Source organism: Rhodococcus sp. Eu-32, assembly GCF_003336925.1.
GTDB classification, from domain to species: domain Bacteria; phylum Actinomycetota; class Actinomycetes; order Mycobacteriales; family Mycobacteriaceae; genus Rhodococcoides; species Rhodococcoides kyotonensis_B.
This window is the reverse complement of record NZ_QGNK01000004.1, coordinates 1-24,705: the sequence shown is the minus strand read 5'-3', so window position 1 is coordinate 24,705 and position 24,705 is coordinate 1. Positions and strand designations below refer to the sequence as shown.

General features: G+C 65.2%; 3 protein-coding genes. All 3 read left to right on the top strand.

What is annotated here, in order from left to right; translation table 11 throughout:
* Positions 1 to 170: 170 nt before the first annotated feature.
* The gene (locus DK926_RS06575) at positions 171 to 19,172 is read left to right on the top strand and encodes a non-ribosomal peptide synthase/polyketide synthase (RefSeq protein WP_114329752.1); all 19,002 of its coding nucleotides are present in this window, start codon (positions 171 to 173) and stop codon (positions 19,170 to 19,172) included.
* Positions 19,173 to 19,349: 177 nt separating this feature from the next.
* Positions 19,350 to 20,369 carry an alpha/beta hydrolase family protein gene (locus tag DK926_RS06570; protein ID WP_114329751.1) on the top strand — a complete coding sequence of 340 codons (1,020 nt, stop codon included), beginning with the start codon at positions 19,350 to 19,352 and terminating at the stop codon, positions 20,367 to 20,369.
* A 190-nt stretch (positions 20,370 to 20,559) separates the two neighbouring features.
* Positions 20,560 to 24,705: non-ribosomal peptide synthetase (locus DK926_RS06560; protein ID WP_125833382.1), on the top strand; the 4,146-nt coding region annotated here is incomplete at its 3' end.

Sequence of the window (24,705 nt, the reverse complement as noted above, 5' to 3'; positions counted from 1 at the left end):
GTCCATTACCTTGCAGGTCACATGGCGTTCGCAGGAAATTAGCAGAATCGTGTTGTAATTGACCGTTGTGCCGGGAAGAAGGGCGATCGGAACGTTCGGTTTTCGCTCGGTGCGACGGGTGAGGTGAACCGACCTCGCTGAAAAGTCGAGCACCCGGGGGTTTTGCACGTATGAGTTCACGGTCGTCCAAGGAATCGCCCTCCACACGGACGGACGGAACCCGGGAGAAACGGACGCCACGAACGCGCAAGCCCCGTCGAACGCGCGCGACACTTCTTCCTGCACTGCTCGCCACGGCAGTCGAGCGCGATCCGTCGGCTGTCGCCCTGGTCGACGGCGATCGCACGGTGACCTACGCCGAACTCGATACACGCTCGTCGACACTCGCGCGGGCGTTGATCGCCGACGGTGCGGGTCCCGAATCGATCGTCGCCGTTGCACTCACCCGCTCGCTCGAATCCATCACCGCCATCTGGGCCGTGATCAAGTCAGGGGCGGCGTTCCTCCCCGTCGACCCGTCGTATCCCGCTGAACGAATCCGGCACTTGCTGACGGACTCGGGTGCCTCGCTGGGCGTCACGGTCGGTATCCATCGCGACGTGCTGCCGTCGTCGTGCACGTGGTCGGTTCTGGACGACGACGCCTTCGTGCGTAGTCTCGAGCAGTACTCGGGCGACCCGGTGTCGACGGCGGACAGGACCGGCACGCTGCGCGCGACGAATCCGGCCTACGTCATCTACACGTCCGGCTCGACGGGCACACCGAAGGGCGTCGTCGTGTCTCACGCGGGACTCGCCGATCTGTGCGGTCATTCCGTGCGGACGCTCGGTGTCACCGCCGAATCTCGCACCCTGCACTTCACGTCGCCGAGCTTCGACGTCTCGATCTTCGACTACCTGATCGCGATCGGATCCGGGGCGACGATGGTGATCGCGCCCCCGGACAACTACGGCGGTGCCGAACTGAAGGACCTGCTGAAGCGAGAGCGCGTCACGCACGGCTTCAGCACTCCCGCCGCACTGACGTCGATAGACGGTGACGGGTTGCCCGATCTGCAGGCCCTCGTCGTCGGCGGTGAGGCGTTCGGTGCCGACCTCGTCGCCCGATGGGCGCCAGGTCGGGCCGTATTCAACGGGTACGGACCGACCGAGGCCACCATCTTCGCGACCATGTCGTCGGCCTTGGTCGTCGGCGAGCGCATTCCTCTCGGCGACCCCGTCGACGGCATGCGTGCGTACGTGCTCGACACCCGTCTGTCGCCCGTTCCACCGGGTGTCGCGGGCGAGCTGTATCTGGCAGGCGGCGGTGTCGCGCGTGGGTATCACGGGCGCCTGGCTCTGACGTCGGAGCGTTTCGTCGCAGATCCGCACGACCCCGCAGGTGGCCGGATGTACCGTACCGGCGACGTGGTGCGCCGGGACGCGTCGGGCGCCCTGGAATACATGGGCCGCAACGACTTCCAGGTCAAGATCCGCGGCTTCCGCATCGAGCTGGGTGAGATCGACGCAGCGCTTGCCACGCACCCCGACGTCGAATTCGCGTTGACGATGGGCAGTGACGCAGGGGCAGGGGGCACCGCGCTGGTGTCGTATGCGCTTGTGGCAGAGGGCTCTTCGGCGGACAGCGCGGCACTGCTCGCCTGGCTGCGGGAATCGCTGCCGAAGCACATGGTGCCGTCGGCGATGATGCTGATCGACCACGTTCCGCTGACCGGTGCCGGCAAGGTGGACCGCTCGAAGTTGCCCGCCCCCGCGTTCGAGTCACGCGAGTATCGCGCGCCGTCGACACCGACCGAGGATGCCGTCGCCGCCGTGTTCGGCGAGTTGCTCTCGCGCGACACCGTCGGCGCCGACGACGACTTCTTCGAGCTCGGAGGAAACTCCCTCATCGGCACGCAGGTGGCCGCGCGCGTCGGAGCGCGTCTGCACAAGCGTGTGCCGGCGCGCCTCCTGTTCGACGCGCCGTCGGTGTCGGCACTGGCTGCCGCGATCGACAATCAGGAGGACGTGGGCCAACGCGTGGAACTCGGTGCGCGGGAGCGGCCCGAACGCATTCCGCTGTCGCTCGCGCAGCAGCGCATGTGGTTCCTCAATCGCTTCGACCCGACGTCGTCGGCCTACAACATCACTGTCGCCGTGCGGCTTTCGGGTGCACTCGACACCGATGCGCTCACTGCAGCCGTGACCGACGTCGTCGAGCGCCACGAAACGCTCCGGACCATCTATCCCAGCGACGAGCAAGGGCCGCATCAGGTCGTGCTGACCGAGACGGACGCGTCGGTCGCTCTGGAACGCCGTCGTACCACCGAGAGCGACGTCACCGCCGACGTGCTCGCGAGCATCGACACCGCGTTCGACGTGGAAACCGAGGTGCCGCTGCGTATCTCGTTGTTCGCGCTGTCCGAGACCGAACACGTCCTCGTCGTCGTCGTCCACCACATCGCTGCCGACGGTTCCTCTGTCGTACCGCTCACGCGAGACGTCATGATCGCGTACTCGGCGCGGACGCAGGGGACCGCACCGCAGTGGACGCCACTGGATGTCCAGTACGTGGATTACACGTTGTGGCAGCGCGATACGCTGGGCGACGCCGAGGATTCGACGTCGACGGCCTACACGCAGATCGAGTTCTGGAAGTCCGAGTTGGCCGGCATACCCGATCAGCTCGACCTACCGTTCGACCGGCCTCGCCCGCCCGTCCAATCTCTTGCAGGCGGCGAGATTCCGTTGGAGTTGGACGCCGACCTGCACGCAGCCTTGACCGAGACAGCGCGCGCATCGAACGCGTCGCTGTTCATGATCATGCACGCGGCGTGGGCGGTGACGCTGTCGCGCCTGTCTCAGCGCGGTGACATCGCCGTCGGTTCCCCGATCGCGGGACGCGGCGAAGCGCAACTGGACGACCTGATCGGAATGTTCGCCAACACCATCGTGTTTCGAACACACGTCCGCTGGGGCGAGAAGTTCGAGACCTTTCTTCGCTCGGTCCGCGACTCCGACCTCGAGGCGTTCGCGCACGCCGACGTTCCGTTCGAAACCCTCGTCGACGCTCTCGGGACCGTCCGCAGCACCGCACGCCACCCGCTGTTCCAAGTCGGGTTGTCGTTCCAGAACATCGCTCGCACCGCACTGGAGCTTCCCGACCTGATCGTCACCGGTCTCGATGCCGACGGAGGAGTCTCGAAGTTCGACCTGCATCTGGTCGTGTCCGACACCTACGAACCCGACGGCGCACCAGCGGGTATGGCCGTCGTTCTCACCTACGCGTCGGCACTCTTCGACCGCTCGACGGCGGCCGCGACGCTCGACCGATACGTGCGCGTACTACGAACGATCGTCGCCGACCCGCGCATCGTGATCGGAGACATCGATCTTCTCGACGCGGCCGAGCGCAGTCTCGCGTTGGAGGCACGCAACGACACTGCCTCGCCGGTGGATTCGTCGGCGACTCTGGTCTCGCTGTTCGACGCGGCCGTCGCTGCCGGACCCGAGAGGACGGCCGTCGTCTTCGGTGACGAGCGGTGGACGTACCGCAGGTTCGACGCGCAGGTGAATCGACTTGCACGGCACCTGATCTCGCTCGGTATCGGCCCGGAAGCCTCGGTCGCGCTTGCCTTCCCGCGGTCCGTCGATCTGCTCGTGGCCATGTACGCCGTCGTCAAGGCAGGCGCGGCGTACGTGCCGGTGGACCCTGCGCAACCTGCGTCACGCACCGATCACATCCTGCGGACCGCGGACGTAGCTGCAGTACTGACGTCGTCGGCCACCGAATTCACCACCGAGGTGCTTTGCCCGGTAGTGGCGGTGGACGGGCTCGACCTCGATCGTCGTGCGAACACGACGATCACCGACGTCGATCGCCTGTCTCCGCTGCGGCCGTCGAACACGGCGTACGTCATCTTCACCTCCGGTTCCACGGGCACGCCGAAAGGCGTTGCGGTCGAGCATCGTTCGGTGGTCAATCAGCTGGAGTGGCTGCGTCACGAGTACCAGCTGAGTGCGTCGGATGCGGCTGTACTGAAGACGCCGGTGACGTTCGACCTGTCGGTGTGGGAGCTGTGGTCGATGCCCACCGTGGGTGGTCGCCTCGTCGTTGCCGAACCGGAACGCCACCGCGAGCCCGAATACCTGAATGCGCTGATGGCGGCCGAATCCGTCACCACCCTTCACGTCGTCCCCTCGATGCTGGCGGCGCTGATCGCCGGCGAGGCAGACGGGTTGCCGTCGACTGTGCAGCGCGCCCTGGTGATCGGCGAGGCGTTCCCGCCGCGGACCGCGTCGGCCGCCGCACGAGGACACGATCTTCGTCTCGACAATCTGTACGGCCCGACCGAAGCGGCCGTATCGGTGACGCGGCACACCGTTACGGAACCGTCGGAGGAGATCGGATCCATCCCGATCGGTCTGCCGCAGTGGAACACACAGGTATTCGTGCTGGACGCTCGGTTGTCGCCGGTGCCCGACGGTGTCGTCGGCGAGCTGTACCTCGCGGGCGTGCAACTGGCGCGTGGCTATCGAGGACGCGGTGACCTGACGGCGGAGCGGTTCTTGGCGAATCCCTACAGTGCCGACGGGTCCAGGATGTACCGCACAGGCGACCTCGTGCGGTGGGTGGCAGGCGAACTCGACTACGTCGGCCGCGTCGACCATCAGGTGAAAGTTCGGGGTTTCCGTATCGAACTGGGCGACATCGAGGCCGCGCTGCGTGCTGTGGACGGCATCGGCGACGTCGTCGTCGTGGATCACGTCGATCGGCACATGGGCACCACGCTCGTCGGGTACGTCGTCGGAGACGTCGAACCGGCATCGGTGAAGAAGGCTCTGTCGCAGGAACTTCCGTCGTACATGGTCCCCTCGTCGATCGTGGTGCTGGACACGATTCCGCTGACGGTCAACGGCAAGGTCGATCGTGCGGCCCTTCCCGCCCCGGTCTTCGAGACCACCGCTTATCGCGCGCCGACGACGCCCGTCGAGGAAACTGTCGCCGCCATCATCGGAGATGTCCTCGGTCCCGATCGGGTGGGGGCGGACGACGACTTCTTCGCGCTCGGTGGCAACTCTCTGCTCGCGACTCAGGTCGTCGCCCGCCTCGGTGCTGCTCTCGACACGCAGGTGCCCGTCCGGGCGATCTTCGAGGACCCGACGGTGGCCGCTCTGGCGGCTCGGGTCGAGGAACACGCAGGAAGTGGGGCGGCGATCCCGCTGGTGCCTGCGGATCGTCCCGACGTCGTTCCGCTGTCGCTCGCTCAGCGGCGCATGTGGTTCCTGAACCGCCTGAACCCGGAGTCGACGACGGAGAACATCCCGGTCGCGGTCCGGTTGAGCGGATCCCTCGATCTCGAGGCGTTGGCCGCTGCGGTGCACGACGTCATCACTCGGCACGAAGTACTGCGCACGGTTTACCCCGAGATCGACGGAGTCGGAACCCAATCGGTTCTCGGCGCCGACGAGGTCCACGTGGACCTCGAGCCGCGTCGGATCGCCGAGGATGCTCTGGCGTCCGAGGTCGTAGCCGTCGTCGGAGCAGCGTTCGACGTGCAATCGCAGGTCCCGCTGCGCACCCGCGTCCTCCGCGTGGCCGACGACGAGCACGTTCTCGTCCTCGTCACCCATCACATCGCCGCGGACGGTTCGTCGATGGCACCTCTCGCCCGCGACGTCATGATTGCCTACGCGGCGCGCGCCGAGGGTGCCGCGCCGACATGGCCGCCTCTGCCCGTGCAGTATGCCGACTTCGCGTTGTGGCAACACCGCGTACTCGGCGACTCGAACGACCCGGAATCCGTCGGTGCCGTCCAGGAACGGTTCTGGCGTGACGAGTTGCACGGGCTGCCGGAACAGCTCGAACTGCCGACCGACCGGCCACGTCCCCGCACCGCGTCGGGTCTCGGCGCGTCGGTCACCGTGGACGTCGCGTCCGAGTTGCACACGCGCATAAGACGCTTCGCGCGCGAGCACCGTGCGACGCCGTTCATGGTCGTTCACGGCGCACTGGCCGTGCTGCTGTCGAGGCTGTCCGCGACCGCCGACATCGCAATCGGAACGCCGACCGCAGGACGTGGCGACGCCGCACTCGACGATCTCGTGGGCATGTTCGTCAATACACTGGTCCTCCGGACACCCATCGACCCCGCAGCATCGTTCGATTCCGTGCTCGCCGATGTCGCGCGCATCGACCTCGCTGCCTTCGGCCACGCAGACGTGCCCTTCGAGCGAGTGGTGGAGGTCGTCGATCCGCCGCGATCGCAGGGCAGGCACCCGCTCGTCCAGGTGCTTCTCGCGTTCCAGAACACCCCGCGCACGACGTTCGAACTGCCCGGTCTGACCGTGTCCGCCGTCGACATCGGCACGACGACCGCCAAGATGGACCTGCAGGTCACCGTCGTCGAACAATTTTCGGCCGACGGTTCGAACAACGGGTACAGCATCGCATTCACGTACGCGACGGACCTGTTCGACGAGAGTACCGTCGCCGGATTCGCTGCCGGGCTCGTTCGTGTTCTCGAGGCCGTGACGTCGGGTTCGGACGCCTCGGTGGGGGATATCGATCTGTTGGATTCGAGCGAGCAGCAGCGAATCCTGTTGTCTTGGAACGACACCGCATGTGCGTTGGACGCGGGTGCGACAGTGTTGGATGCGTTCGATGCGCAGGTGGCGGCACGTCCGGATGCGACTGCGGTGGTGTTCGAGGGGACGGCTCTGTCGTTCGCGGAGTTCGATGCGCGGGTGAATCGTCTTGCGCGTTACCTGATCTCGGAGGGAGTGGGTCCGGAGCGGACGGTCGCGGTGGCGATGCGTCGTTCGACCTCGATGCTCGTGGCGCTGTACGCGGTGCTGCGGTCAGGTGCGGCGTATGTTCCGGTGGATCCGGACCAGCCTGCGGAGCGCAACAAGTACATTCTCGATACGGCCGGTGTGTCGGTGGTGTTGTCGACGTCGCGGGACGAGGTGGCGTTCGAGCATGTTGCGGTGGATCGACTCCCGCTCGAGGGGTTCTCGGCCGGCGCGGTGAGCGACGTCGACCGTATGCAGCCGTTGCGTGCGTCGAATGCGGCGTATGTGTTGTTCACCTCGGGGTCGACGGGTCGGCCGAAGGGTGTGGCGGTGCCGCATGCGGCTGTGGTGAATCAGGTGTCGTGGCTGGTCGACGAGTATGGTCTCGGCGTCGACGATGTGGTGTTGCAGAAGACTCCGTTCACGTTCGATGTGTCGGTGTGGGAGTTGTTCGGCACGTTGGCTTCTGGCGGCACGCTCGTCGTCGCCGAACCGGACGGACATCGGGATCCGGAGTATCTGGGGTCGGTGATCGAGTCGGAGGGTGTGACGGCGACGTCGTTCGTGCCGTCGATGCTGTCGGTGTTCCTTGCCCAGGTCGATTCGTCACGGCTGCAGTCGCTTCGGCATGTGTTGGTGGCGGGTGAGGCGTTCCCTGCTGCCGTCGCCGATGCGGTGCGGACGGCGTTGCCTGCTGCAGGTGTGCACAACTTGTACGGCCCGACGGAGTTCGCGGTGCATGCGACGGCCTATACGCTCCGGGCCGGCGATGTGGTGCCCTCGGGTGTCCCGATGGGCCGACCTGTGTGGAATTGTGCTGTGTACGTTCTGGATTCGCGGTTGCATCCGGTGCCGGTGGGTGTGGTGGGTGAGTTGTACCTGAGTGGTGTCCAGTTGGCTCGGGGGTATTTCGGTCGCGCGGATCTGACGGCGGATCGGTTCGTGGCGAGTCCCGTGGGGAACGGGGATCGCCTCTTTCGCACGGGTGACCTGGTGCGCTGGACCGCTGATGGGGTACTGGCGTACGTCGGTCGCTCGGACTTCCAGGTGAAGTTGCGCGGTCAGCGGATCGAGTTGGGTGAGATCGACGCGGCTCTGGACCGGCTGCCGTCGATCGCTCGGGCAACGGTCGCGGTGCGCTCGGATCGCCTGGTTGCGTACGTTGTCCCGGCCGTCGAGGCGATCGACGTCGATGTGGTGAAAGCGTCTGTGGCCGAGGTGTTGCCGTCGTACATGGTGCCGTCGGTGTTCGTGGTGCTCGACGAGTTGCCGGTGGGTGCGTCGGGCAAGTTGGATCGGAGGGCGTTGCCGGAGCCGGTGTTCGAGGTGCGTGAGTTCCGAGCTCCGCAGACGCCCGTTGAGGAGATCGTCGCTGACGTTTTCGCGGACTTGTTGGGCGCCCCGCGCGTCGGAGTGGACGACGACTTCTTCGAACTCGGCGGCAACTCGCTGATCGCGACACAGGCACTGTCACGTATCGGTGCTGCGCTGGGACGACGAATCCCCGTCCGTGTCATGTTCGAAGCGTCCTCGGTGGAGGCGCTGGCTGCGCGTGCCGAAACACTGGCCGGGGAGGAGCATGCACCGCTGGTATCGCGTCCGATGCCCGCGCGCGTGCCGTTGTCGCTCGCCCAGCAACGTATGTGGTTCCTGAACCGTCTCGACCCGGACTCTGCGACGGACAACATCCCGGTGGCGGTGCGCCTGCGCGGTGACCTCGACGTCGCTGCGTTGCGTGTCGCGGTGACCGATGTGCTTGCGCGTCACGACATTCTGCGCACCGTGTATCCCGACGTCGACGGAGTCGGCTATCAGCACGTGCTCGCCCTCGCCGACGTGGAGGTCGATCTCGAGCCGCGTGGCGTCACCGAAGACGACGTTCTCGGCTCCGCGTTCGAGCTGTTCGCGCGCGGATTCGACGTGACGACGGAGCCGCCCGTGCGTACGCGGCTGCTACGGGTCGAAGACGACGACCATGTGCTACTCGTGGTCGTGCATCACATTGCGGCGGACGGTTTCTCGGTCGGGCCGTTGACCCGGGACATCATGATCGCCTATTCGGCGCGGGTGAACGGAGGCGTTCCTGCGTGGACTCCGCTACCGGTGCAGTACGCCGATTACACGCTGTGGCAGCGGGACGTGCTGGGGTCCGAGGACGATGCACGCTCACTGCTGTCGCGCCAGCAGAGCTACTGGGTCGACCAGCTGGCCGATCTGCCCGAACAATTCGACATTCCCACCAGCCGACCGCGGCCACGCGCCGCGTCGGGACTGGGTGCGATGCACACGTTCTCGATCGGTGCCGATCTGCGCGCCGGCATCGACACGATCGCCGGTGACCAGAGAGCTACGCCGTTCATGGTCGTGCACGCAGCGTTGGCCGTGGTGCTGTCCCGGTTGGCAGGCACGTCCGACGTCGCGATCGGTACACCGGTCGCGGGACGCGGTGACGTGGCCCTCGACGACCTGATCGGAATGTTCGTCAACACGCTTGTGCTGCGCTCACGGGTGGACGAGGGATCGCGTTTCACCGACATCCTCGCCGCAGTGCGACACAGCGACATCGAAGCATTCGAGCACGCGGACATTCCGTTCGAGCGTCTCGTCGAGGTGCTCGATCCGCCTCGCTCGCGGGGTCGGCATCCGCTGGTGCAGGTCCTTCTCGCGTTCCAGAACATCGGCGCAGGCACGTTCGAGCTGCCCGGATTGACCATCAGCGGAGTCGAATTCGACGCCACCGTGGCCAAAATGGATCTGCAGCTGACCGTGTCGGACAGCGTGGATGCCGGCGGCGCGTCGGCGTATCGCGTCGACGTCACCTACGCCACCGATCTGTTCGACGCCTCCGCGATCGAAGACCTGGGTACGCGTCTTCTGTCGGTGCTGGGTGCAATCACCACGGATGTGGACGTCGTCGTCGGTGACATCGACCTGGTCGACGAAGCCGAGCGCGAAACGTTGCTGGCTTCGTCCGTCGGTGCGGTGGTCGACATCGATTCGGACGCAACAGTTCTCGCTGCGTTCGCTCGGCGGGTGGCGGAGCGACCGGACGCGGTGGCCGTACGGTTCGGTGACTCGTCGTGGACGTATGCCGAATTCGACGCGCGAGTGACGGCGATCGCGTCGGGATTGCGTGCTGCGGGTGTCGAAGTCGGCAGCACCGTGGCCGTGGCGATGCGGCGGTCGAACGACATGCTGGCTGCACTGTACGGCGTGATTCGTGCGGGTGCCGCCTACGTACCGATCGATCCGGATCATCCGGTGGAGCGCAGGGAATACATTCTCGATCTGGTGCGCCCGAATCTGGTGTTGACGGAGGAGGTGCTGGGGAGCCTCGCTTCCGACGGTGCGACGCTACCGCTTCCTAACCGCGACGATGCAGCGTACGTGATCTTCACGTCGGGCTCGACGGGTCGGCCGAAGGGTGTGACGGTGTCGCATGCGGCCGTGGTCAACCAGGTGTCGTGGCTGGTCGCCGAGTACGGCCTGGGTTCCGACGATGTGGTGTTGCAGAAGACTCCGTTCACGTTCGATGTGTCGGTGTGGGAGTTGTTCGGCACGTTGGCTGCCGGCGGCACGCTCGTCGTCGCCGAACCGGACGGACATCGGGATCCGCAGTATCTGGAGTCGGTGATCGAGTCGGAGGGTGTGACGGCGACGTCGTTCGTTCCGTCGATGCTCGCGGCATTCGCATCCCAGGTGTCGCCCGAGGCGGTTCGCTCGCTGCGACACGTGTTGGTGGCAGGTGAGGCGTTCGGATCGTCGGTCGCGAACGCTGCTCGGCAAGTGATGCCGTCGGCGCAGCTGCACAATCTGTACGGGCCTACCGAGTTCACGGTGCACGCCACCGCCTACTCGCTCGACGGAAACGCCACTGCTTCCGATGTTCCGATCGGTACGGCTGTGTCGAATTCGGCTGCGTACGTCTTGGATTCGCGACTACATCTCGCACCGGTCGGCGTCGTGGGTGAGCTGTACCTCGCGGGTATGCAGTTGGCGCAGGGCTATTTCGGTCGCGCGGATCTGACGGCGGATCGGTTCGTGGCGAGTCCGTTCAGCGCTGGGGAGCGTATGTATCGCACGGGAGACCTCGTGCGGTGGGATGCGTCGGGCCGGCTCCTGTACGTGGGCCGCTCGGACTTCCAGGTGAAGTTGCGCGGTCAGCGGATCGAGTTGGGTGAGATCGAAGCGGCTGTTGTGCAGTGTGATTCGGTGTCGCGTGCGGTGGCCGATATTCGTGGTGATCAGCTGGTGGCGTACGTCGTGGCTGGCGGTGCGGTAGATGTCGACGAGCTGAGAACCGCGGTGGCGCGGACGCTGCCGTCGTACATGGTGCCGTCGGTGTTCGTGGTGCTCGACGAGTTGCCGGTGGGTGCGTCGGGCAAGTTGGATCGGAAGGCGTTGCCGGAGCCGGTGTTCGAGGTGCGTGAGTTCCGAGCTCCGCAGACGCCCGTTGAGGAGATCGTCGCTGACGTTTTCGCGGACTTGTTGGGCGCCCCGCGCGTCGGAGTGGACGACGACTACTTCGAACTCGGTGGTAACTCGCTGATCGCGACACAGGTCGTTGCCCGTCTGGGTGCGGCGTTGGACACGAGGGTTCCGGTTCGAATGCTGTTCGACGCATCCTCGGTCGGTGACCTCGCTGCACGGGTCGAGTCGTCGGTCGGTGCCGGCGGGCGACAGCAATTGGTGGCACGTGAGCGTCCAGAGCACGTGCTGCTCTCCCTCGCGCAGCAGCGCATGTGGTTCCTCAACCGGCTCGATCCGCAATCGGCCGTCTACAACGTGCCCATGGCTGTTCGTCTCGTCGGTGAAATGAACGTCGATGCGTTGAAGGGTGCCGTACTCGATGTCGTGGGCCGGCACGAGGCGCTGCGGACGTACTATCCGACGGTCGACGGAACTCCTGTCCAGCGCGTCGTCTCGGTGGACGAAGTCGCGTTGGACCTGAATCCGATCGCGGTGTCCGAAACGGGTCTTCTCGAGGTCGTCTCGGACACAGTCGGTAGGGGATTCGACGTCGCGTCAGCCGTCCCACTCCGTGCGGCGCTGATCGAAGTGGGGCGAAACGACCGAGTTCTCGTTGTAGTCGTTCATCACATTTCCGCAGACGGATCGTCGATCGCGCCGTTGGCGCGTGATGTCATGACGGCGTACGCCGCACGCAGCATCGGCCAGGAACCCGACTGGGTTCCCTTGCCGATTCAGTACGCGGATTACGCCCTGTGGCAGCGAGACATTCTCGGCGAGCTCGATGACCCCGCCTCGATCGCGCGTCGGCAATTGGACTATTGGCGCGGACATCTCGCCGATTCACCCGAGGTGCTCGATCTGCCGACCGACCGGCCGCGTCCCGCCGTTCAGTCCTTGGCAGGTGCGTCCGCGACATTCGAGATCGACCGCTCGGTACATGTGGCGCTCGATGCACTTGCCCGGCGTTGTGGGGCAACGCGTTTCATGGTTGTGCACGCTGTCCTCGCTGCACTGCTGGCGCGTTGGGCAGGTTCGTCCGACATCAGCATCGGCACACCCGTTGCCGGTCGTGGGGACGCGGCCCTCGACGATCTGATCGGTATGTTCGTCAACACGCTCGTCCTGCGCACACAGGTCGACTCCGCGGCCTCCTTCGACGAGTTGGTGGAATCGGTGCGGCGCACCGATATCGAGGCCTTCGGCCATGCAGACCTGCCATTCGAGTGGCTGGTCGACGAACTGTCGCCGGCGCGTTCGACGGCGCATTCGCCGCTGTTCCAAGTCCTTCTGGTGTTCCAGAACTTCGCGCGAGAACACTTCGAACTGGGCGGCCTGACAGTATCGGGTGTCGACGCCGACACTCGTACAGCGAAATACGACCTTCAGTTCAGCTTCGTCGAAAAATTCGACACGGCGGGGTCCGTCGACGGGGTCGCCGTATCGATCATGTACGCGACTGCATTGTTCGACGACACCACCATCGACGCGGTCGGACGCCGGTTCGTACGAATGCTGACCGCGGCCGTGTCGACTCCGAACATGGTGGTCGGCGACATCGACGTTCTGGATTCCGTCGAACGCTGCGACATCGTCGACCGATGGAATGCGACGGACCATTGGATCGATCCTGCGACCCACCTGGTCGAGTTGTTCGACCGACAGGTTCGACGCACGCCGGACGCAGTTGCGGTGGTCGAGGGGGACCGGTCCTGGACCTACTCGGAATTCGACGCTGTCGTCAACAGTACTGCGCGGCAGTTGATGTCGATGGGCGCTCAGCCCGAGGTGACCGTCGCCGTGGCCATGGCGCGGTCGTTCGATGCGCTCGTGGCCGTGTACGCGGTGATGAAGGCCGGCGCTGCGTATGTTCCGGTGGATCCGGAACAGCCGATGGAGCGCAACGAGCGGATCATCTCCGTTGCCGGCCCGGCGATCGTCCTGACCAGACGGTGTGACGACTTCATTCCATCCGATGACGGCCCTCGAACGACCTACTTCGAAGACTTGGACTGCTCGTCGCAGCCGAATTCGACGGTGACGGACATGGACAGGGCTCGGCCTCTTCGTGCGACGGACGCGGCCTACTTGATCTTCACGTCAGGTTCGACCGGATTGCCGAAGGGTATGGAAATCACCCATGCCGCCACGGTGAACCAGTTGTCCTGGGCTCAGGCGCACTATCCCCTCGACGAGACCGATGTGGTGCTGCACAAGACACCCACGACGTTCGACATCTCGGTGTGGGAGATGTTCTGGACGTTGCACACCGGCGCACGCATCGTCGTCGCCGAACCCGGTGGGCATCGGGATCCCGAGTACCTACGCGAGGTGATTCAACGGTGTGGCGTCACGACGATCCACTTCGTTCCGTCCATGCTGGTCGCGTACAGCCACGCCGCGGGTGCGCTCGGGTCTTCGATTCGACGTGTTTTCGTGGCGGGCGAGGCGCTGACGCCGTCGACCATCGAGCTGTTCCGTGCGAACAACGATGCAGATCTGCACAATTGGTACGGACCCGCCGAGGTTCAGGTCGTCACGGCATCCCGAGCAGACAACACAGATGGCCCCGTGTCCATCGGTGCGCCGGTGTGGAACACGAAACTGCGAGTTCTCGACGCTCGTCTGCAGCCTGTGCCCGTCGGCGTGTCGGGTGAGCTGTACGTGTCGGGTATGCAGTTGGCGCGCGGATACCGACGTCGGCCCGGATTGACGGCAGATCGATTCGTCGCTGATCCGTTCGGTGCCGGATCGCGCATGTATCGTACCGGCGACCTCGTGCAGTGGACACGCGACGGCGAGCTGATCTACAAGGGGCGCACCGACTTCCAGGTCAAATTGCGTGGCCAACGGATAGAACCGGGGGAGATCGAAGCGGTGCTCACGCGCCACCCCGACATCGAATCCGCCGCGGTCGTTCTGCATCGCGACGCCACACTCGGTGACCGTTTGGTCGCCTACGTTGCGTCGTCCACCGACATCTCGCCGGCCGATGTGACGACGTTCGTGTCCGAGGCCGTGCCGTCGTACATGGTGCCGTCGGCGGTCATCGTGATGGACGTTCTGCCGTTGGGCGCGACCGGGAAGATCGACCGCAAGGCCCTACCCGAACCGGAGTTCGCTGCAACCGAATACAGGGCGCCGGTCACCGACACCGAACTCGCCGTGGCCGACATCTTCGGCGCAGTGATCGGTGTGGAGAAGATCGGACTGGACGACGACTTCTTCGCGCTCGGCGGAAACTCGCTGATCGCAACGCAGGTCGTCGCCCGGGCGTCGGAGCGCTTCGACCGACAGGTCCCGCTTCGGTTGCTGTTCGAGGCGTCGACGGTCGGCAGTTTCGCGGCCAAGGTCGAGACGTTGGTGGATTCCTGCCGCCGATCGGCGCCAGTTCCGCGGAGTCGCCCGGATCGGATCCCGTTGTCCCTTGCCCAGCAGCGGCTGTGGGTCCTGAACCGTCTGTATCCCGGCTCCGGAGTCCGTAACATTCCGGTGGCAGTTCGGCTGTCCGGACCGTTGAACGAGGACGCCCTCCGAGCGTCCGTTCGCGACTTGTTGGCGCGGCACGAGTCCTTGCGCACCATGTATCCCGAGGCGGACGGTGTTGGGTATCAGTTGATTTGCGACGTGGACGATGTCGTCCTCGACCTCACGCCGGCCGTAGTCGACGAAGCGAACCTTCGAGCTACCGTGGAGGACATCGCAACTCGCGGCTTCGACGTCTCGTCCGAGGTACCGCTCCGGACCGGACTGCTCCGAATCGCCGACGACGACCACGTGCTGGTGTTCGTCGCGCATCACATCGCGGCGGATGGATTCTCGATGCGCCCGCTCACTGCAGATGTCATGGTGTCGTACGCCGCGAGGTCGGAAGGTCGGTCGCCCGACCGTCCACCGCTCGCGGTCCAGTACGCCGACTACACACTGTGGCAGCGAGACGTCCTCGGCGTTCCGGAAGATCCGCAGTCGCTTGCGGCGCGACAACTGGACTACTGGCGGAAACAGCTGGACGGTTTGTCGGAGGGGATCGATCTCCCGTTCGACAGACCGAAATCCGGTCCTGCCAGCTATTCCGGAGCGACCGTGACGTTCGCCGTGTCCTCGAATCTCCGCGCGAGAGCCGAGGCTCTTGCACGCGCGAACAATGCAACGTTGTTCATGGTGTTCCATGCTGCCCTCGCGGTCCTGCTCGGACGATTGGCCGCAACCGAGGATGTTGCGATCAGTTCACCTACAGCAGGCCGAGGCGCCGCCGAGTTGGACGACCTGATCGGAATGTTCGTCAACTCGATGGTTCTCCGGACCCGAGCGACGTCGTCGACGACGTTCGCCGAGATGCTCGCGCACACCCGTGACATCGATCTCGACGCATTTGCGCACTCGGATGTCCCGTTCGAACGCGTTCTCGAGGAAATCGACTCCGAGCGTCGGTGGATCAACGGTGCGCGAGTGCCGGTGGCGTTGAGCTTCCAGAACCTGGGATGGGGCACGCTCGAGCTGTCGGGGTTGCGCGTCGACACCGTCGACTTCGACCCGGGATCGGCCAAGTACGACTTGCATTTCGTGGTTCAGGAGGCGACGGACACGGAGGGGCGGCCGGGTCTGATCGGATCGATCACCTACGCAACGGACCTGTTCGACGAGTCGACTGTGCGCGAGATCGGCGAACAGTGGATACGGGTACTGGAGGAAGGTACGTCGGATCCGTCCGTGGCGGTGGGCGACATCGGTCTTGTCAGCGCGACGGAACTCAGCCGCACCATCTCCGAGTGGAACGACACGACGACCGTGGTTCCGTTCGTCCACACGCTGCCCGAGTTGTTGGATCGGCAGGCAACCCGAACTCCCGACGCCGTCGCGGTGGTCGAGGGGGACGCACTGCTGACCTACGGTGAGTTCGCCGCGACGGTGGCGCGCACAGCGAGATGGTTGATCTCGTGCGGCGTCGGACCCGAGGACCGGGTGGCCGTCGCGATGCACAGGTCGATGGATCTCGTTGTCGCCGTGCACGCGATCGTGGCCGCAGGTGGCACCTACGTGCCGATCGACCCCGATCAGCCGACGACCCGGACCGAGCAGGTGTTGGCCGCGGCGCGTCCGGTCGTGGTGCTGTCGGAGCTCCAGAACGACGTGATCGGCGCGTACTCCGGTGACCCGGTCACCGACTCAGATCGCATTCGACCGCTGCGTTCCGACAACACCGCGTACGTGATGTTCACATCCGGGTCGACGGGGCGACCGAAGGGCGTCGCGGTGTCGCATGCGGCAGTGGTCAACCAAGTGTCCTGGCTCGCTGCCGAATACGGAATCGATGCCGACGACGTCGTGCTGCACAAGACTCCGCTCACGTTCGACGTGTCGGTGTGGGAATTGTTCGGGGCGACCGCAGGTGGTGCCCGTCTCGTGATCGCCGCGCACGACGGTCACCGTGACCCGCAGTATCTCGCGTCGACGATCGAGTCGGAGGGTGTCACGGCGGTATCTTTCGTTCCGTCCATGCTGTCCGTCTTCGCAGCTCAGGTGAATCCGGCCCGGCTGCACTCTCTTCGACACGTGCTGGCAGCCGGTGAGGAGCTGGGACGGGCCGCGGCGCGAACGGCGTCGGCGTCTCTGCCGTCGGCGACGCTGCACAACCTGTACGGTCCGACCGAATGTGCAGTCCATGCGACGGCGCACCGCTACGACCCGAGCGAGTCGTCTCCGACGGGCCCAGGCGAGGGAGTTCCGATCGGAAGCCCTGTCTGGAATTGCGGTGCCTACGTGCTGAATTCACGTCTGCAGCCGTCGCCCGTCGGTGTCGTCGGCGAGCTGTATCTGGCCGGTGTCCAAGTGGCGCGCGGCTACGAGAATCGACCGGACCTGACGGCCGAACGATTCGTCGCGCACCCGTTCCGTACGACAGGGGAACGGTTGTACCGGACCGGTGATCTGGTTCGACGTACTCGGTCGGGACAGCTGGTCTACGTGGCGCGTGTCGACTCCCAAGTGAAGCTGCGTGGCCAGCGCGTCGAACTCGGGGAGATCGAAACGGTTCTGCTGCAGCACGATTCTGTGGGCGGCGCTGCGGTCGATGTCCGCGGCGACCGGCTCGTCGGATACGTGACGCCAGCCGGACCCGGGACCGATGTCGCCAGGGACGCAGTGCGAACGCTGATGAAGGAGACGCTGCCGAAGCACATGGTTCCCGCCGTCCTGATCGTCGTCGACGCCATTCCGACGACTGCGACCGGCAAGTTGGACCGGGCGGCCTTGCCCGATCCGGTCGTGTCGGTCGCGGAGCGCCGTGCGCCGACCACGCGTGTCGAGGAGGCTGTTGCGACGGTGTTCGCGGACGTCATGAACCTGCCGCAGGTGGGACTCGACGACGACTTCTTCGAACTCGGCGGCAATTCACTGCTCGCGACGAAAGTGGTGTCGCGACTCGGCGACGCACTCGACGCCTCCGTTCCTCTTCGACTGCTGTTCGATGCGTCGTCGGTTGCCGAACTGGCCTCGGCCTTGGACGAATACGTGGGCGACGGTCGGCGACTGCCGCTGATCGGCAGGCCGAGGCCCGACATGATCCCACTGTCGGTGCAGCAGCAGAGGACGTGGTCGTTGGCGCAATGGATTCCGAAGTCGCCGTATTTCAATATTCCGGTCGCGGTTCGCATCACCGGAGCGATCGACGCGGACGCGTTGGCCGTGGCCGCGCGCGACGTCGTCGAGCGTCACGAATCACTTCGGACCGTGTATCCCAAAGTCGACGATGTTCCCGTGCAGGACATTCTGCCCGCCGAGGCGGTATCACTCGACCTGTCACCGATCGACGTGACGGAGGACGATCTGCCCGACCGCATGGCCGGATTGCTCGCCGTCGGATTCGACACCGGGTGCGAGCCGCCGATCAGAATGACGCTGTTCCGGCTGGGGGCGTCGGAGCACGTGGTTGTCGTCGTGTTCCACCACATCGCGGCAGACGGATCGTCTTTCGGCCCGTTCGCGCGCGACCTCACGCAGGCATATTCCGCTCGAGCTGCGGGGGAGGTACCCGGTTGGGAACCGTTGAAGGTTCAGTACGCGGACTACGCACTGTGGCAACGGGAGAGACTCGGCGAGCTGTCCGACCCGGCGTCGCTCGCCAGTCGTCAGTTGCAGTTCTGGCGTGAGACCCTCGCAGACCAGCCGGATCTGCTGAACGTCGAACTGGACCGTCCTCGTCCGGAGGTACGCACGATGGCGGGAAGCTCGGTGAGTGTTGCGCTGGACCGGGATGTACACGCCGCGATCGATCGGTGTGCGCGAGCGGCGGGAACGACACGCTTCATGGTCGTGCACGCGGCGATGGCTGTGGTACTGGCTCGGTGGTCGCGTAACACCGACGTCACCGTCGGAGCGCCCACTGCAGGCCGCGGTAACGAACTGCTCGACGGGTTGGTCGGAATGTTCGTCAGCACGGTCGTGCTTCGCACCGTCGTCGACACCTCGATGTCGTTCGCGGAGCTGCTCTCCGACGTCCGTAGCCGAGACATAGCGGCGTTCGAGAACACCGACATTCCGTTCGACTGGCTGCTGAACGAACTGCTACCAGCTCGGCCGGTGTCGCAGGTGCCGTTCTTCCAGGTCATGATGGCGTTCCAGAACTACGAGCAGCGGGTGGCCGAACTCGGCGGGGTGACGATGGAGGCGATGGGAACGGACGTCGACACCGCAAAACTGGACCTGCACTTCGTGTTCGTCGAGGCGACCGAACCCGATGGATCGTGCGCCGGCATGTCGATCGAGATCGCGTACGCGACCGAACTGTTCGACGAGTCGACCGTCGTCGCTCTCGGTCATGCTCTTCGCCGGGTACTGACGGCCGCGGTATTCGATCCGACGTCGACAGTGGGAGACTTGCCGATGGAAGAGGCTGTGGGTTCGGTACATCTCACGAACACGAATCGGTAACGGATAACGGAAGTATGTCGATTAGGGGTCGGCAGGTACGGTACGTCCGGATGGACACCCGAGTCGTTCGAGCGAGTGGGAAGCCACGAAGCCGAGCGAGTGAAACCTCACAGAATGGTGGAAGTAGAACTTATGCGTCGAACGAAGCCGCGCACGTTGTCCTCCGTGTTCACACGGATGGCGGTCGTGTCCGTCGCACTGGTGGTGCCCTTCGCGGGCCTTGCAGGGACGGCGTCCGCCGATCCCGTCGTCGACAACGCTGCGCCTCTGGCATCCGCGACGTCTGCCGACGGTTCCAAGGTCACCCGCATCGAGACCAAGAACGACCGAGAGCTGACGATGTACGTCTACTCGGCCGCGATGGACGAGGAGATCCCGCTCGACGTTCTGCGTCCCGGTGACACGAGCGTTCCTCGACCGACGCTCTACATGCTGAACGGAGCTGGTGGCGGCGAGGATTCCGCTACCTGGCGAGCGCGAACGGACGCGTACGAGTTCTTCGGCGACAAGAACATCAACGTCGTCTCGCCGATCGGTGGAAAGTGGAGCTACTACACCGACTGGAAGCAGGCCGACCCCGTCCTCGGTGTCAACAAGTGGAAGACGTTCCTGACCGAGGAGATCCCGCCGTTGGTCGACGCGGCCCTCGGAACCAACGGCGTCAATGCCATCGCCGGACTGTCCTCGTCGGGCACCTCCGTCCTGCAGCTCGCGATCGCCAAGCCCGACCTCTACCGCGGCGTCGCTGCGTACAGTGGCTGCGCGCAGACGTCCGACCCGATCGGCCAGACCTTCGTCAAGCAGGTCGTCGAGCTGTACGGCGGCGGCAGCACCCTCAACATGTACGGGCCGGACAACGACCCGACGTGGGCCGAGAACGATCCGTACGTCAACGCAGAGAAGCTGCGTGGGCTGGATCTGTACATCTCCAACGGCAACGGCTTGCCTGGCATGTACGACAACCTGAACGGCCCGGACATCAACGGCCGAGTGCCAACCCTGGCCAACCAGATCATCGTCGGCGGTGTCATCGAGGCCGCGACCAACTACTGCTCGCACAATCTGCAGAACAAGCTCAACCAGCTCGGTATCCCGGCCACGTACAACTTCCGTGACAGTGGCACGCACTCGTGGGGTTACTGGGATGACGACCTGAAGAACTCGTGGCCCGTGCTCGCACGCGCGCTCGGAATCTGACGGACACCGCTCGAGAATTTTCACAAATGCCTCCCTCCGAACTGGAGGGAGGCATTTGTTTCAGTAGCCTGGAGTTTGCCGTCGCCCGACGGCGCACCATCCGATAGCTCAGCATCGACGTACAGCCCGAACCGGTCTCGGCACATCGTCTGTTCGTTGCCGTCGAGAATGGGGATGAGAGGACTGTCGCGTGGCTGACGAACGACCACCTGCCGGTGTGCTGTCGATCAGCGACGTCCCGTCACTGATCGCGCGCGCGGCGCAGGTCGCACCCGATCGCACGGCCGTGACATTGGGCGACGTCAGTCCTACGCTCGCCCGCGTCGACTCCGAGTTGCGTGCTCTCGACGAGGCCATGGGCGGCGTCCTCGGACCCGAATCACTCGTACCTCTGGTCTTGTCCGCGCTGGCTCCCGACAGTGCGTCGACCGATGGCGGCGCGCTCGAGCGTGCAGTGGATGCGTTGCTCGTGACGGCGGCCGACGTTCTCGGTCTCGATCCGGCGCCGCAACCGAACGACAGGCCGCGGACACTGATCGAGGCATTCGAAGCACGCGTCGCACTCACTCCGGACCGTATTGCCGTCGAGCATCGCGCAGACGCACTCACCTACGCCGAGCTGAACCGTCGGGCAACCGTTGTCGCGCAGACGCTCCGTGCCCACGGTGCGCGGGCCGACACCACCGTCGGACTGGCCCTCCACCGATCCGTCGATCTCGTCGTCGGCATGTACGCGATCCTGAAGACCGGCGCGGCCTACGTTTCACTCGACCCCGACCATCCGGTCGACCGACTCGCGTACGTGCTGTCGGTGGCCACACCGGTCGTCGTGCTGACCGACAGCAGGATCGCCCCCGGACTGCAGGCCGAGACGCTGACGATCGACGACATCGACATCGACATCGACGTCGACCGAGACAACGACGGCATGGCGGGTCAGGCTAGTCCCGACGACTTGGCCTACGTGCTGTTCACGTCCGGATCCACCGGCCGCCCCAAGGGCGTCGCCGTGTCACACCGGGCGATTCTGGCCAATATCGCCTGGCGTCAACGCCGCTACGTACTCACCGAGAACGACGTCGTCCTGCAGAAGACGCCGTTCACGTTCGACGTGTCGGTGTGGGAGTTCTTCTGGCCGCTGCAGGTGGGCGCCCGTCTGGTGCTCGCAGACCCGGGGGCGCACGGCGATCCGGACCATCTCGCCGATATCGTTCGTCGATCGAGCGTGACGGTCGTGCATTTCGTGCCGTCCATGCTCGCGGCCTTCGTCGACGCGCCGACGACGAGTGAATTGCCGACGCTGCGCTACGTGTTCGCGTCGGGCGAGGAGCTACCGGCCGCGACTGCGGCTCGATTCCGCGTCGAACATGCTGCAGCACTGCACAATCTGTACGGCCCGACGGAAGCAGCCGTCGACGTCACGCACCACGAGGTGACCGACGCCGACGACGTGGTCGTGCCTATCGGCACGGCAGTCGACGACACCGAACTGTACGTCCTCGACGCCGGGCTCGGCCGTGTGCCGCCTGACGTCGTCGGCGAGTTGTACATCGCCGGAGTGCAACTCGCGCGTGGCTATCTGTCCGCGCCCGCGAGAACAGCCGAGCGATTCGTCGCCGATCCGTTCCGTCCGGGCGAGAGGATGTACCGCACCGGCGACCTCGTCAGACGAGCCGCGGGCGGCGAATTGATCTATCTCGGTCGGACCGACTTTCAGGTCAAGCTCCGAGGGCTCCGTATCGAGCTCGGAGAGATCGAAGCCGTCCTGCAGGCGCACGACTACGTCGCGGACAGCGCTGCCGTCGTTCGTGGTGATCGACTCGTCGGGTACGTGGTGCCGTCTCGTCGAGCAGAATCGAACTTCGACGTCGACGCGCTACGGGCGGAACTGCGACGCACGCTGCCGGCGTACATGGTGCCGTCGCAGCTGGTGGTTCTGGACCGGATGCCCGTCGGGACGTCGGGAAAGCTCGACCGCGCGGCCTTGCCGGAACCGTCGGAACAACGCGAAGAATTCGCAGAACCCGTCGGCGATACCGAAAGTGCTGTCGCCGCAGTGTTCTCGGAGATTCTCGGCGTGCGTCGAGTCGGACGCACCGACGACTACTTCGCACTCGGTGGCAATTCCCTCAGTGCCACGCGGGTCGTTGCGCGGCTGAACAGTCGGTTCGGAGTCCGGATCGGAGTTCGAGAATTCTTCGACGCGTCGACGGTGGCCGAGTGGGCTCGCCTGATCGACGACGCCGAACCAGCAGGTCGGTCGCCCGACTCGGTTCTCTCACCGCGCACATGGCCGGAGCGGATACCGCTGTCGTTGGCGCAGCAACGCATGTGGTTTCTGAACCGTCTCGATCCAGGGTCGTTCGTGAACACCATCTCGGTCGCTCTACGGCTCAGCGGAGACCTTCGCGAATGGGCACTCGAGAACGCGGTCGGTGACGTGATCAGACGGCATGCGTCACTCCGGACGACCTATCCCGAGCAGGACGGCATCGGATACCAGCTTGTCCACGCAGCCTCGGACATCGACATCGATTGGCGTGCATCGTCGGTCGACGTCGCCGACCTCCGACGTCACATCGTGACTGCGGTGACCGAACCCTTCGACATCACCGCCGCCCCGCCGTTGCGAGTTCGACTGCTACAGATCGACGCACGCGAGCACGTACTCGTCGTGGCCGTGCATCACATTGCGGCGGACGGGTTCTCGATGATTCCGCTGACACGCGACATCATGGAGGCCTACGCGGCGCGTAGCGCCGGTCACGCACCCGGGTGGCAGCCTCTGCCGGTGCAGTACGCGGACTACACGCTGTGGCAACGAGAGGTACTCGGGCTGTCGGAGGAGCCCGCGTCGCCGATCGCGGTCCAGGAGCGCTACTGGATCGACACGCTTGCCGAACGAACCGACCAGCTGCAGTTGCCGACGGATCGACGTCATCCGCCGATTCCCTCCGGAGCCGGCGCGCGGCACACGACGATGGTCGACGCGGCGACTCACGCCGGGCTCGTGTCGATCGCCCGCGAGCACGGAGTCACCGTGTTCATGGTGGTGCACGCGGCGTTGGCAGTCCTGCTGGCACGGCTGTCCGGCACCGGCGACATCGCGATCGGAACGCCGGTGGCCGGTCGCGGCGAGGCCGTTCTCGACGACGTCATCGGCATGTTCGTCAACACACTGGTCCTACGGACCCAGGTCGACGGGGCGTCGCACTTCGGTGAACTCGTGGGGCATGCACGCGAAGTGGATCTCGCCGCGTTCACGCACGCGGATGTGCCGTTCGAACGCGTCGTGGAACTGGTGGACCCGCCGCGGGAGACGTCACGGCATCCGCTGTACCAGGTGATGCTGACCTTCGGTGACGTCGGTGACATCGACCTGCAGCTCGACGGTCTCACCGCGCGTGCGCTCGAAACCGACGTCGCGACAGCCAAAGTCGACCTCGAGTTCTCCGTTCTCGAGCGCAGCACCGTGGTCGAGCAGAGCACCGGCCTGTCGATCGGCATCACGTACGCGACCGACATCTTCGACGCGTCGACCGTCGAACTGATCGGTCGCCGGTTCGTGCGAATACTTGCTGCAGTGGCATCCGACGCGACGGTGCGGGTCGGCGACATCGATCTGGCGGACGATGCTGAGCGGGTGTTGTTGGCCGGGGTGAACGACACTGCACGCGTGGTGGATTCGGCGGCGACGTTGGTGTCGTTGTTCGATGCGCAGGTCGCGGCGTCGCCGGATGCGGTGGCGTTGGTGTTCGAGGGTGAGTCGCTGACGTACGCGGAGTTCGATGCTCGGGCGAATCGTGTTGCGAGATACTTGATTTCGCGGGGTGTGGGTCCGGAGTCGTTGGTGGCTGTGGCGATGCGCCGGTCGTTGGATTTGATGGTCGGTTTGTATGGCGTGATCAAGGCTGGTGCGGGGTATGTGCCGGTGGATCCGGATCAGCCTGGCGAGCGGGTGGCTTACATTCTGGAGACGGCGCGGGTGTCGACGGTGTTGTCGACGTCGCGGGATGGCTTCGCTGCTGATGGTGTGGATGTCGTTGTCGTGGACGAGGTCGAGCTGGGCGGGTTCTCCGATGAGCCTGTGTCGGATGCGGATCGGGTCCGGCCTCTGCGCCCTGAGCATGTGGCGTATGTGTTGTTCACGTCGGGGTCGACGGGTCGGCCGAAGGGTGTGGCGATTTCGCATGCGGCGATCGTGAACCGTCTGGTGTGGATGCAGGCGGAGTACGCGCTGACCGATTCCGATGTCGTCGTTCAGAAGACGCCGGTGACGTTCGATGTGTCGGTGTGGGAGTTGTTCTGGCCGTTGCAGGTCGGTGCGCGGTTGGTG